The organism is Rhizobium sp. TRM95796, assembly GCF_025779995.1.
Lineage (GTDB): Bacteria > Pseudomonadota > Alphaproteobacteria > Rhizobiales > Rhizobiaceae > Rhizobium_E.
In genome coordinates, this window is the sequence record NZ_JAOXHE010000004.1 from 172730 (window position 1) to 185545 (window position 12816).

General features: G+C 63.5%; 13 protein-coding genes and 1 tRNA gene. 13 read left to right on the forward strand and 1 reads right to left on the reverse strand.

The annotated features are described in order from the left end of the window. Positions 1-80: 80 nt before the first annotated feature. The 11 genes from OCK01_RS09560 to OCK01_RS09610 all read left to right on the forward strand — a co-directional run bounded on the left by OCK01_RS09560 (position 81) and on the right by OCK01_RS09610 (position 10699). Positions 81-533, forward strand: coding sequence for a phasin family protein (locus tag OCK01_RS09560; protein WP_182828306.1), 453 nt, complete (start codon positions 81-83; stop codon positions 531-533). A gap of 152 nt (positions 534-685) precedes the next feature. Next, positions 686-762 (forward strand) — tRNA-His (locus OCK01_RS09565). Positions 763-898: 136 nt separating this feature from the next. After that, positions 899-1930, forward strand: coding sequence for a GlxA family transcriptional regulator (locus OCK01_RS09570; RefSeq protein WP_263823738.1), 1032 nt, complete (start codon positions 899-901; stop codon positions 1928-1930). Positions 1931-2170: 240 nt separating this feature from the next. Next, a complete protein-coding gene (locus tag OCK01_RS09575; RefSeq protein WP_182828307.1) occupies positions 2171-2536 on the forward strand; it encodes a response regulator in 366 nt (121 codons plus the stop codon). Between the two features lie 220 nt (positions 2537-2756). Further along, positions 2757-3893 carry a transporter substrate-binding protein gene (locus OCK01_RS09580; protein ID WP_263823739.1) on the forward strand — a complete coding sequence of 379 codons (1137 nt, stop codon included), beginning with the start codon at positions 2757-2759 and terminating at the stop codon, positions 3891-3893. Then, positions 3893-4474 carry an ANTAR domain-containing response regulator gene (locus OCK01_RS09585; protein ID WP_318530237.1) on the forward strand — a complete coding sequence of 194 codons (582 nt, stop codon included), beginning with the start codon at positions 3893-3895 and terminating at the stop codon, positions 4472-4474. Before OCK01_RS09580 ends, OCK01_RS09585 begins: the two co-directional genes overlap by 1 nt. After that, entirely contained in the window at positions 4474-5322 is an 849-nt protein-coding gene (locus tag OCK01_RS09590) for an ABC transporter permease (protein ID WP_263823741.1), read from the forward strand. The genes OCK01_RS09585 and OCK01_RS09590 overlap by 1 nt, the downstream gene beginning before the upstream one ends. Next, positions 5322-6242 carry an ABC transporter permease gene (locus OCK01_RS09595; protein WP_263823742.1) on the forward strand — a complete coding sequence of 307 codons (921 nt, stop codon included), beginning with the start codon at positions 5322-5324 and terminating at the stop codon, positions 6240-6242. Before OCK01_RS09590 ends, OCK01_RS09595 begins: the two co-directional genes overlap by 1 nt. A 27-nt stretch (positions 6243-6269) precedes the next feature. Next, positions 6270-7889 (forward strand): ABC transporter substrate-binding protein, encoded by a 1620-nt coding sequence (locus OCK01_RS09600; protein ID WP_263823743.1) that lies wholly within the window; start codon positions 6270-6272, stop codon positions 7887-7889. A 177-nt stretch (positions 7890-8066) separates the two neighbouring features. Beyond that, on the forward strand, positions 8067-9011 hold the full coding sequence (locus OCK01_RS09605) for an acetamidase/formamidase family protein (RefSeq protein WP_263823744.1): 945 nt from the start codon (positions 8067-8069) through the stop codon (positions 9009-9011). Positions 9012-9016: 5 nt separating this feature from the next. Further along, entirely contained in the window at positions 9017-10699 is a 1683-nt protein-coding gene (locus OCK01_RS09610) for an ABC transporter ATP-binding protein (protein ID WP_263824017.1), read from the forward strand. A 216-nt stretch (positions 10700-10915) separates the two neighbouring features. Here OCK01_RS09610 and OCK01_RS09615 read toward each other — a convergent pair whose 3' ends face one another. Next, positions 10916-11467, reverse strand: a complete 552-nt coding sequence (locus OCK01_RS09615; protein ID WP_263823745.1) for a helix-turn-helix transcriptional regulator — start codon at positions 11465-11467, stop codon at positions 10916-10918. A 182-nt stretch (positions 11468-11649) separates the two neighbouring features. On the opposite strand from OCK01_RS09615, the gene OCK01_RS09620 reads away from it, so the two are divergent. Both OCK01_RS09620 and OCK01_RS09625 read left to right on the forward strand, forming a co-directional pair. Beyond that, positions 11650-12285, forward strand: a complete 636-nt coding sequence (locus tag OCK01_RS09620; RefSeq protein ID WP_263823746.1) for a response regulator transcription factor — start codon at positions 11650-11652, stop codon at positions 12283-12285. Positions 12286-12396: 111 nt separating this feature from the next. Continuing rightward, positions 12397-12747, forward strand: a complete 351-nt coding sequence (locus OCK01_RS09625; protein WP_263823747.1) for a response regulator transcription factor — start codon at positions 12397-12399, stop codon at positions 12745-12747. The last annotated feature ends 69 nt before the right edge of the window (positions 12748-12816 follow it).

Consider the following 12816-nt stretch of genomic DNA (forward strand, 5'->3'; position numbering starts at 1 on the left):
TGCACAATAAGCGATGCTATATACAGGTTACAGTGAAACATCGGCGATCCGAGATCGCCCCAAAGATCAGGATGTGACCCATGCCCGCCAAGAAGACCGACGACGTTTTCGCCATGAACGCTTTCGATCCCTCGAAGTTCACCGACAACTTCCGCGATTTTGCCGAGAAGAGCTCGGTGAAGACCAAGGAAGCGCTGGCCAAGATGAAGGAAGCGACCGAGGAAGCCGGCAAGACCGTCGAAGCCACCATGCACAGCGCCCAGACCGGCGCCGTCGAATTCGGCATGAAGGCCATCGAAATCCTCCGCGCCAACACCGAGAGCTCCTATGCTCACATGGAATCGCTGCTCGGCGTCAAATCCGTCGCCGAACTCTTCGAATTGCAGACCGCCTTCGTGCGCAAGCAGGCCGAAACCGCCGTGGCCCAGGCCAAGTCGCTGCAGGAAACCTCCAAGAAGGTCGCCGACGAAGTGACCAAGCCCGGCAAGGCCGCCGCCGAAAAGGCGATGTCCGGCTTCAAGCTTTCCGCTTGATCCACCGCTCATTCAGACTGGCGCGGGCCCCCATCGGGCGCCCGCGCTTTTTACTTTTTCCAGGCGCCAAATGAAAATTCCTGAAAAAAGTGCTTGAAATAAATCGGCGGGCCCTTTAAGTGCCCCCTCACGGATGCAGAGCATTCGGTGATGCGGTTGTAGCTCAGTTGGTTAGAGCGCAGGATTGTGGCTCCTGAGGTCGGAGGTTCGAGACCCCCCAACCGTACCACTTTTTTCCCCACTTCTACTTTACTCCCTCGAAATCGGCGTCGCCTGCGGCGCGCATCGCTTGAAAACGCCTGCGCCATCGCGCAAGTGTCGGCGTATGATGATCCATCGGAATGAATGGACGGTCGGAGAGCGGAATGAAGGCTTCACAGGATGCTGCGGGCAAGGGCAGGCTGAAGATCGGCTTCATTCTGTCGCGGTCGTTCACGCTGTCGGCTTTCGCGCTGTTCGTGGATACGCTCCGGCTCGCCAGCGACGAGGCGGACAGGTCGGGACGCAAGCTCGCGGATTGGCAGGTGCTCGGCAACACCCGGCATCTGATCGCCTCGAGCTGCGGCGTCCAAGTCGCGCCCACTTCCGATCTCGTTGATCCCCGCAGTTTCGATTACATCGCGGTGGTCGGCGGGCTTCTCAATACGTCCGCGCCGGTCGACGAGGGCACCATCGCCTATTTGAAGCGCGCCGCAAGCCTGAAGATTCCGCTGATCGGCGTCTGCACCGGCACATTCATTCTCGCCGAAGCGGGCCTGATGAAAGGCCACCAGACCTGTGTCAGCTGGCTGCATTACGACGCATTTCGCGAGCGGTTTCCCGATCTTCCGGTGCGCGCCGACCGTCTCTTCAATCTCGACCGCATGCGCGGCTCCTGCGCCGGCGGCAGCAGCGCCGCCGATATGGCCGCCACCATCGTGCGCCGCCACATCAGTTCCGACGCCGAACGCAATGCGCTCGAAGTTCTGCAGATCGAGAAGGCGCGCTCGGCGCTCGACATCCAACCGCGCCGTCCCCTGTCGATCGACAGCGACGATCCCCGCCTCAAGGCTGCGCTGATCATCATGGAGCGCAATATGGAGAATGCGCTGTCGATCCCCAAGCTCGCCGCCGCCGTCGGCGTCTCCCGCCGCCAGCTCGAAAGGCTGTTCCAGGACAAGGCGCAGAGTTCGCCGGCGCTGGTCTACAAGCGCATGCGGCTCGAAAAGGCCAAGCAGCTCCTGTTGCAGACCAAGGCGCCGCTGATCGATATCGCCACTCAGGTCGGTTACGACAACGCCTCGCATTTCGCGCGGCTGTTCCGCGAAGCCTTCGGCGAACGGCCCACCAAATTCCGCACTACCGCCAGAGATAAACCGTCGCTCGTCGTGTCGGAATCGCCGGCGAGCCTCAGCTGACCCTTTCGGGCTTATCCACAGCCCTCTCACGTTCCGGCCTGCGGCGTTTCTATCAATGCGCGCATGAACTCGAGTTCGCCGGGGCGTCCCGAGTACGGACATTTCCATGCGGTAAACGCCAGCCCTTTCATTTTAGCCAGTCTCTCTCGCCACAACCTCTTGTTATCATTATGCGCAGGCCGTCGTGGCGCAGGCGCGATCGTTCCGTTATGGCGTTGCCGTCACTCAAGGGAATGAAGAATGTCCAAGAAAATTCTGACGGTCGATGATTCCGTCACCATACTCAAAATGCTTTCTCTCACGCTCACCCAGGCAGGTTTCGAGGTCTCGCAGGCCGAAGACGGCGTCGCCGCGCTCGAGACGCTCAATGCCGATATCCCGGACCTCGTGGTCACCGACATCAACATGCCGCGGCTGGACGGCTTCGGCCTGATCGAGCGCATAAGGCGCGATCAGCGCTATCGGGGCATGCCCATTCTCGTCTTGACCACGGAGAGCGACGCGCAGAAGAAAGAGAAGGCGCGCAAGGCCGGGGCCACCGGCTGGATCGTCAAGCCGTTCGATCCCAGCAAGCTCGTCGACGCCATCGCCCGCGTCACCGCGTGAGCTTCGGCGCGCAGCGCGCCGTTCGTGCTTCATCGAGAATGTCCGCCGATCCGTGATCACGGGCTTGACAAGGCCCAAGTGATCGTCATTTAATCATGGCGTTCGTTTAGGCAAAGTCCTGACGATAACATGACTCTCGAAGTCGCTGGGCAATATCGCCCCCATAACGCCCCTCGGCCGAGGGACCCGCGTTATGGGGTTTTTCGTGTTTGGGGTTGTGATGCGCGAGCCGTTCAAGATTGGCGTTCTCTACTCGACCACCGGTCCTTATGGTGCGATGGGACGGGATGCGCGCGACGGCGCGGAATTCGCCTTCGACGACTATCGCAAGCGCGGCGGCGACGCCGTCGAGCTCGTCTTCTTCGATCCGCATGCCGATCTCGCCGCCTATCTCGACGGCGCGCGCAGCCTGATCCGTGATCACGGTTGCCGGCATATCGTCGGCACCATCACCTCGGCGGCGCGCAAAGAGGTCATTCCGCTGGCCGAGAAACATGACGGCCTGCTCTGGTATATGTGCCCCTATGAAGGCTTCGAGGCCAATGAGAACGTCATCTATATCGGCGGCTGCCCCAACCAGCATCTGATCCCGCTGTTCGAACATCTCGTGCCGCGCCACGGCGCCAATCCCTATCTGGTCGGCGCCAATTATGTCTGGGGCTGGGAAATGAACCGGCTGGCGCGCGAGCTGGTCGCCAATGCCGGCGGCCGGGTTCTGGGAGAGCGCTATCTGCCGCTCGAGGAGACGGCGGTGGAGCGCATCATCGCCGACATCGCCGAGAAGCGTCCGAGCTTCATTCTCAACAATCTCATCGGACCCTCGAGCTACGCTTTCCTCGCCGCGATGCGCGAACTGGGCGATCGTGATCCCGCCTTCCTGCCGGAAAACTGCCCGGTCGCCAGCTGCGACCTGCAGGAATGCGAGCTCGAGGACATCGCCGCGGGCGCCGCGATCGGCCAGCTCTGCGCCGCCTCCTATTTCGACAGTCTGGACAGCGATGAAAATCGCGCCTTCAAGGCGCGGATGCGCGGCTGGCGTCCCCAGGAGCGGGTGGCCTCCAGCGTGTTTGCGAGCGCATATACCGCCACCAGCCTGTGCGTCGCCGCGATCGAGGCGGCCCGAGCCGACGAACCCGCTCTGGTGCGCGCGGAACTGATGGCGAAAAGCTGGAAAACGCCGTTCGGAGACATGCATTTCGATCCGGACACCAATCACGCTGCGCTGCCGTTCCATCTCGGCCGTATCAATGATCATAGTGGTTTCGATGTGATCGCCTCGCGTCCGGCGCTGGCGGCCGATCCCTATCTGACCGGCGCGAGCCGGAAGCCGGCTCCCAAATTGAGGGTGGTGTCATGATGACCAAGACGCCCAATTTCGCCGGCTGGCGCGCCATGATCCTGTCTCAGGAAGACGGCAATACCGACAAGCTCACCCGCCAGCTCAAGCTGCTCGGCCTCGACGTGACGCGCCAATGGCGTCCGCTCGACGGCGCGGCGTTGCCCGATCTCGTGCTCGTCGACGCCGACCAGGGCTGGGACGAGCTTCTTCCCTGGCGAAGCGGGCGGCCGGCGCGTCCGGTCATCGCGCTTCTCGGCTCGGAAGCGCCCGGGCGCATCGCCTGGGCCATCGGCCAGGGGGCAGGCGCGATCATCGCCAAGCCGGTTTCGGCGGCCGCCATCTATCCGGCCCTGGTTTTGTCCGTGTCGATTCACGAGGAGCGGCACGAGGCTGAGCGCAGAATAGCCTATCTCGAAGAACGCCTGAAGCTTCGTCCTGTCGTCTTCGCGGCGCTGGCGCGCCTCAAGGAGGAGCGTGGCTTCGACGACGACCGCGCCTATGCCGCGCTGAGGGACTGCGCCATGCGTCGCCGCATGCCCATCGAACAGATCGCCGCCTTCTTTCTCGGCGGCTCCGAACCCCTGCGCGAGGTGGGTTGATGCGCGTTCTCAAGGAAATCTTTCGCCAGCCGGCGGCGCTGTTCGGCCTCATCGTGGTGGTCGCCGTCGTGGTCCTCGCGCTCGCTGCGCCGCTGATCGCGCCCTATGATCCCGACAACCAGATGTTCGACGGCCTGACGCTCGAAGGCGCGCCGATGCCGCCGGGCGGTCCGTTCCTGCTCGGCACCGATACGCTCGGCCGCGACTTGTTCTCCCGGCTGCTCTATGGCGCGCGGACCTCGCTGGTCATCGGCCTTGTCGCCAATGGCATCGCCGTCTGCATCGGGCTCCTGGTCGGGGTCATAGCCGGCTATCTGCGCGGGCTCGCCGGCAATCTGCTCATGCGCTTCACCGATCTGATGATGGCCTTCCCGGCGCTGTTGCTCGCCATCGTGCTTGCCGCGCTTCTCAAGCCCAGCCTGTGGATCGTCGCCATGGTGATTGCGCTGGTCAACTGGGTGCAGGTGGCGCGCATCGTCTATACCGAGACGCGCGGACTGGTGGAGCGGGATTTCATCATGGCGGAACGCGCGCTCGGCGCCGGCCATGGGCGCATTCTCTTCCTGCATATCCTGCCGCATCTCGCGCCGACGGCCATCGTCTGGGGAACGCTCGGCATCGCCACCACCGTTCTGCTCGAAGCGACCCTGTCCTTCCTCGGCATCGGCGTGCAGCCGCCGCAACCGTCCTGGGGCAATATCATCTTCGAAAGCCAGAGCTATTTCCAGGCCGCGCCCTGGCTGGTCTTCTTCCCCGGCGCAGTGATCCTGTTGACGGCGCTCGCCTTCAACCTCGTCGGCGACGCGCTGCGCGACATTCTCGATCCGACCCAACGGGGGAGAGGCTGATGCTGAGCGTCTTCGCCAAGCGGCTGATCCAGTCCGCCGCCATCCTGTTCGGCGTCGCCGCCATCACCTTCGTGCTGCTCTATGCGCTGCCGGCAGATCCCGCTCGCATGATCGCCGGCCGCAGCGCCACCGCGCAGACGGTCGCCAATATCCGCCACGAGCTCGGCCTCGATCAGCCGCTGCTGTTGCAATTCGCCCACTACGTGATGGGCCTCGTCCAGGGGGATCTCGGCCGCTCCTATGCGCAGAAGACCGAGGTGATCACGCTGATCATGGCCCGATTGCCCGCGACGCTGACGCTGATGGCCGCCGGCATCTTCGTCGAGGTGCTTCTCGGCACGGCGCTCGGCGTGCTGGCGGCGCTCAATCGCGGCGGGCTTATTGACCGTCTGGTGATGATGTCGGCTTTCGTCGGCGTCTCGGCCCCGCAATTCGTCGTGGCGCTGTTGTTGCTCTACGTCTTTGCCGCCACGCTCGGCTGGCTTCCGATGAGCGGCTACGGCACATTTGCCCATGTCGTGCTGCCGGCCATGACGCTCGGCCTGCTGGGCGCCGGCTGGTATGCCCGCATGGTGCGGTCGGCAATGATCGACGTGCTCAATCAGGATTATATCCGCACCGCCCGCGCCAAGGGTCTCTCTGCGCGGCGTGTGGTGTTGCGCCATGCGTTGCCCAACGCCGTGCTGCCGATCATCGCCATGATCGGCATCGATATCGGCCAGTTCATGGGCGGCGTGGTGGTCGTGGAGGCGGTCTATGGCTGGCCGGGCATCGGCCAGCTCGCCTGGCAGGCGATCCAGCAGGTCGATATTCCCATCATCATGGGCGTCACCCTGACTTCGGCGCTCGCCATCATCATCGGCAATCTCATTGCCGACCTCATCGCGCCGGTCATCGATCCGCGCATCCGTTCACACTGAAGCTCAGGAAAAAGGGGAACACAAGACATGTTCAGAAACTGGCTACTCGGAACGACCGCCGCCGCCGTCATGGCGCTCTCGCCCTTCGTGGCGCAGGCGCAGGACACGCCGGCCCAAGGCGGCGACATCGTCGTCACCTATAAGGACGACATCACCACGCTCGACCCCGCCATCGGCTATGACTGGGTGAACTGGTCGCTGATCAAGAGCCTCTATTCGCGGCTGATGGATTACGAGCCCGGCACCGCAAACCTCAAGCCGTCGCTGGCCGAAAGCTTCGAAGTCGCGCCGGATGGCCTGACCTACACGTTCAAGCTCCGCAAGGGCGTGAAATTCTCCAACGGCCGCGAAGTCGTGGCCGCGGACGTGAAATATTCGATCGAACGCGCCGTCAATCCGAAGACGCAGGGCCCCGGCGCCGGCTTCTTCGGCGCGATCAAGGGCTTTGACGAATTGACCGGCGGCAAGAGCGAGATGCTTTCGGGCATCGAGACGCCCGACGTCTCGACCGTCGTCTTCCATCTGTCGCGTCCCGACGCCACCTTCCTGCATGTGCTGGCGATCAACTTCGCCTCGATCGTGCCGAAGGAAGCCGTTGAGGCCGCCGCAGGCGATTTCGGCAAGAAGCCCGTCGGTTCCGGCCCGTTCGTCCTCAAGGACTGGACGATCGGCCAGAAGCTCGAATTCGACCGCAATCCCGACTATTTCGTCAAGGACGTGCCGCATGTCGACAAGGTGACCGTCGAAGTCGGTCAGGAGCCGCTGGTGGCGCTTCTGCGTCTGCAGAAGGGCGAAGTCGACATCGCCGGCGACGGTATTCCGCCGGCGAAGTTCCTGGAAATCAAGAACTCGCCCGAAGGCAAGCAGATGATCGTCGACGGCGAGCAGCTGCATACCGGCTACATCACGCTCAACACCAAGGTGAAGCCCTTCGACAACGTCAAGGTGCGCCAGGCGGTCAACATGGCGGTCAACAAGGAGCGCATCACCCGTATTCTCAACGGTCGCGCGACGCCCGCCAACCAGCCGCTGCCGCCTTTGATGCCGGGTTATGACAAGAGCTTTCCGGGCTATGCCTTCGACGTAGAGAAGGCCAAGGCGCTGCTCGCCGAAGCCGGCTATCCCGACGGCTTCGAAACCGTGCTCTTCTCCACCAACACCGATCCGCAGCCGCGCATCGCCCAGGCGATCCAGCAGGATCTCGCCGCCATCGGCGTCAAGGCCGAAGTCCGCGCGCTCGCCCAGGGCAATGTCATCGCCGCCGGCGGCACGGAAGGCGAAGCGCCGATGATCTGGTCGGGCGGCATGGCCTGGATCGCCGACTTCCCGGATCCGTCCAACTTCTACGGCCCGATCCTCGGCTGCGCCGGCGCGGTCCAAGGCGGCTGGAACTGGTCCTGGTACTGCAACGCCGATCTCGACAAGCGCGCGGTGGAGGCCGACTCGATGTCCGATCCGGCCAAGGTCGCCGAGCGTCAGCAGGCCTGGGGCAAGATCTTCACCGACATCATGGCCGACGCCCCCTGGGTGCCCGTCATCAACGAACGCCGCGTCGTCGCCAAGTCCATGCGCATGGGCGGCGCCGACAATATCTACATCGACCCCACCCGCGTCATCAACTACGACGCGATCTATGTGAAGCCCTGAGACGGGTCTGAGGCTGCCCCTCATCCGGCTGCCGCCACCTTCTCCCCGCATATGCGGGGAGAAGGGAGATGGAGCGCCGTCCTTGCCGCATCCGCCTTCTCCTTGTTTTACGGGGAGAAGGTCCCGGCAGGGGGATGAGGGGCCGTCTTCCAAAAATCAATCCTCGGAGGACACCCCATGTGCGTCGCTTGCACCCACACCATCCACCGCGCCCAGCATAATTTCGGCTGGAACAAGGATTTCCCGCCGGCGCTGACCGCCAAGCCGGGCGAGACCATCCTGTTCGAATGCATGGATTCGTCCGGCGGCCAGATCGGACGGGACGCCAATCTCGAGACGCTTGCGACGCTCGATTTCGGCAAGATCAATCCGGTGTCCGGCCCTGTTTATGTCGAGGGCGCCGAGCCCGGCGACGCGCTGAAGGTCACTATCCGCAAATTCCACCCCTGCGGCTATGGCTGGACCGCCAATATTCCCGGCTTCGGTCTGCTGGCGGATCAGTTCAAGGATCCGGCGCTGCATGTCTGGTCCTATGACCAGAACACGATGGCGCCCTCGGCCTTCGGGCCCGGCGGTCGCGTGCCGCTCAAGCCGTTCACGGGCACGATCGGCGTCGCCCCGGCGGAGGCTGGCCTTCATTCGGTCGTGCCGCCCCGCCGGGTCGGCGGCAATATGGACATCCGCGATCTCACCGCCGGCGTGACGCTCTATCTGCCGGTCGAGGTCGAGGGCGCGCTGTTCTCGGTCGGCGACACCCATGCCGCACAGGGCGATGGCGAAGTCTGCGGCACCGCGATCGAAAGCCAGATGAATGTCGAACTGACGCTCGATCTCGTCAAGGGCGCCAACCTCAAGACGCCGCGCTTCACCACCACCGAGCCGGTGACCCGCCATCTCGACGGCGCGGGCTATGAGGTGACGACCGGCATCGGCCCGGACCTGATGACCGGCGCACGCGAAGCGGTGATGCGGATGATCGATCTGCTGACCGCCGAGCACGGCTACAGCGCCGTCGACGCCTATATGCTCTGCTCCGTGTGCGGCGATCTGCGCATCAGCGAAATCGTCGACATGCCCAACTGGGTCGTGTCCTTCTACTTCCCGAGGATCGTGCTCGCGTGACGCCAATGACTTCGCCCGCCACCGTTCTTTCCGTCCGCAATCTCACGGTCGACGCCCGCACGCCCGAAGGCCTGAAGCGCATTCTCGACGATGTCAGCTTCGACCTTCAGCCGGGCGAAACGCTGTGCCTTGCGGGGGAATCCGGGTCGGGAAAGTCGGTGACTTCGCTCGCCATCATGGGACTTTTGCCCAAGGCGTCTCTTAAAGTCGGTTCGGGGCAGATCCTGCTGTCGGGCCGCGATCTTCTCGGCCTCTCCCACCGCGCGCTCCGGCAAGTGCGCGGCGGCGAGGCGGCGATGATCTTCCAGGAGCCGATGACGTCGCTCAACCCGGTGATGACTATCGGCGCCCAGCTCGAAGAGGCGATCCGCGAGCATCAGAAAGACGCCGCCGAAAGCGCTTCCTCGATCGCCCGCTCCATGCTGGAAGCGGTGCATATGACCAAGCCCGCCGAGCGGCTCGCGCAATATCCGCATGAACTCTCCGGCGGCATGCGCCAGCGCGTGATGATCGCCATGGCGCTGTCCTGCCGCCCCAAACTGCTGATCGCCGACGAGCCGACCACGGCGCTGGATGTGACCGTGCAGGCGCAGATCCTGACGCTGATGCGCGAGCTCCGGCGCGAATTCAACACTTCGATCCTGATGATCACCCACGACATGGGCGTGGTGGCCGAAATGGCCGATCGCGTCGCCATCATGCAACGCGGCCGGATCGTCGAGCAGGGCGATGCGCTCGACATCTTCGACCGCCCGCGCGAAAACTATACGCAGGAATTGCTGGCCGCCGTGCCCCGTCTCGGCGCCCATGCCGGCACGGATGCGCCGCCGCGCGTCACCGACGCCGCCCTGCCGCCCAAAGCGGCTGCGCCCGTGCTCGAAGTCCGCGATCTCTCGATCACCTATGGCGTAAAGGCGGGCTGGTTCGGCAAGGGCAAGGCCAATCCGCCGACGGTGGACCAGATCAGCTTTTCGATCGAGCCGGGCCAGACGCTCGGGCTGGTCGGCGAAAGCGGTTCGGGCAAATCCACCACCGGCAAGGCGGTGCTCAGCCTCATCCCCTTCACCGGCAGCGTCAAACTGGCGGGACAGGAGATCTCCGGCCTGTCGCCTGCGGCGCTCCGGCCCCTGCGCCGCGCCGCGCAGATGATCTTCCAGGACCCCTACGCCTCGCTCGATCCGCGCATGAGCGTCGGCGCGGCGATCGCCGAACCTCTAGTGATCCACGACATCGGCGACGCCGGCGAACGTCGTGACCGGGTCGCGGCGCTTTTGAAGCGCGTCGGCCTGACGCCGGACGCCGCCAGCCGCTATCCGCATGAATTTTCCGGCGGCCAGCGCCAGCGCATCTGCATCGCCCGCGCGCTCGCGCTCGAGCCGAAACTCATCGTCGCGGACGAAAGCGTCGCCGCGCTCGATGTCTCCGTCCGCGCCCGCGTGCTCGATCTCATGCTGGAGCTCCAGGAGCAGATGGGGCTCGCTTATCTGTTCATCTCCCACGACATGGCGGTCATCGAAAAGATGTCGCACCACGTCGCGGTGATGCGGGGCGGCAAGATCGTCGAAATGGGCGCACGCCGCGCGGTGTTCGAGAATCCGCGCGACGACTATACCCGCGGCCTTATGGCGGCCGTGCCGATCCCGGATCCGAAGCTTTATCGCAGCGCGCCGGCGACAAAAGTCGGCTGATGCGCAGCGAGATCGGCGGGAGAGGGGCGCCGCCGGTCTCGTTCATGTCCGCGAGCCCTGGTCGAGCCGGGCAATCCGCTTCCTGCTCGGCCGGAAGGAAGGACCAGAGCTCATGCGCGCTTTCGATCTTCTCGTGTGGGACTGCCCGACTATCGCGTCGTCGCACGCAGAGCCGCCTGCAGCAGGACAACCAAACGGGCAAGGCGGACACCGTCTTCAGGCGATCCACCCGTTGCGCCGCCAGGCGGCCGGCGTCTGGCCCGTGACGCGCCGAAAGACGCGGCAGAGATGCGATTGGTCGGCGAAGCCGCAATCGAGGGCAATTTCGCATAGGGGCGTGTCGGTGGTCAGCATCAACTGCTTGGCATGATCGATGCGCCGCCGGCAGATATAGTCGTGCGGAGATGTTCCGAAGCTGGCTCGAAAGGCGGCGGAGAAATAGCTGGTGCTCAGGCGCGTGATCTGGGCCAGGTCGTCGATATTGATGCGTCCTGTAAGCTCTTCGTCGATGTGCCGCCTGACTCGACTGACCTGCCAGGGAGCCAACCCGCCGCGCATCAAGCGCGCTGGATTTGCGGGCAAATCAGGGCTTGCGACGAGCGCAGACGCTTTCCGGATAAGGTCGATCGCGGTGTCGTCGTCCTGCGCCACGAGGGACATCACATGCGCGAGCAGGCGGGTGAGATGGTTGTGTTGCGAGGCCGGCGAAGCGGCGCCGCCCGGCGCGCGGTGAAGGCTGTCGTCGATCTGAAACTGAAGTGCTGACATAACGATCCCCATTCGCTTTGATGTATGGGACGATCTTCGTGCGAACAGCGGTTCAAGAAAATTGTACGGGAATTGATCGGCGTCAGACTGCAGTGCTAGCTTCGCATACCTGTGTATAGTTGCGGCGGCCTCGGCGCCGGTTTTAAACAGGCTGAATACTCATTAGCCGTGGAAGGCGAAGGATGTCCGTGAGCCCCCTCGTTCTGGTCGTCGATGACGAGCAGCTCGTCCGCAGTTCCGTCGATAGCCTGCTGCGCTCGGTCGGCTACCAGGTGAAGTGCTATGCCGCCCCGCTTGACCTCTGCCGCGATGTGCAAAGCCTGGAAGACGCCGATTGCCTGATCCTCGACGTTCGCCTTCCCTTCACCAGCGGCCTCGATTTCCAGCAGAAACTTTCGGAGATGGGCGTCGAAATCCCGATCGTCTTCGTAACCGGCCATGGCGACATCCCGATGTCGGTCAGGGCGATGAAGGCCGGGGCCGCAGACTTCCTGCCGAAACCCTTCAGGGATCAGGACATGCTCGACGCCGTCGCCGCCGCCTGCCTGACTCGGGCTGCGGCCAAAAGCGAGGCCAAGCTCGAGGCGGAACTGAAGGAGCGATTTTTCTCGCTCACCCCGCGGGAGCGCCAGATCATGGAAATGGCGACAAGCGGCCTGATGAACAAGCAGATTGCCGGTGAGCTCGATCTGAGCGAGATCACCGTCAAGATCCATCGCGGCAAGATCATGCGCAAGATGATGGCCAAAACCTTCGCCGATCTGGTGAAAATGTCGGAGGCCATCGCGCGAAACCAGGGTGCGCCCGCAGGGCGATAAACTCAGGTATAATCGATAAAGTTATAAAACCGTTATATCAAGGCATGCGAGGTAAACCCGGTTTCGGCCGGAGATTGGCAGATCAAGGTGCATGCTTCCAGGCTGATTTCAGTGATCGACGACGAGGTCGAAGTGCTTCGCGCAACAAGCAGCCTCCTGCGATCCTGCGGCTTCGACGTTGCGACCTTCTCTTCCGCCGAGGATTTCCTCCATTCGACGAGCAATGGTCGCTCAGCCTGTCTGATTTCGGATGTGCAAATGCCGGGAATGACCGGCGTCGAGCTTTTCGTGGCCTTGCGCGAACGCCATGACCCCGTGCCGGTCATCTTCATCACAGCCTTTGCCGAAGGCCCCGTCCGTCAGCAGATCGAGGCGCCCGTCTGCGTGCTTCAAAAACCTTATCAGGCGGAAGCTCTGATCGCCTGCATCGAAAAAGCGATCAGCATTCAATCCGAGACCTGAGGACGTGCGGGGGCGTCCCGACGCGGTTGCGCCATCCGTCGCGACGGAAAACCCCACTGCGGAGCGCCC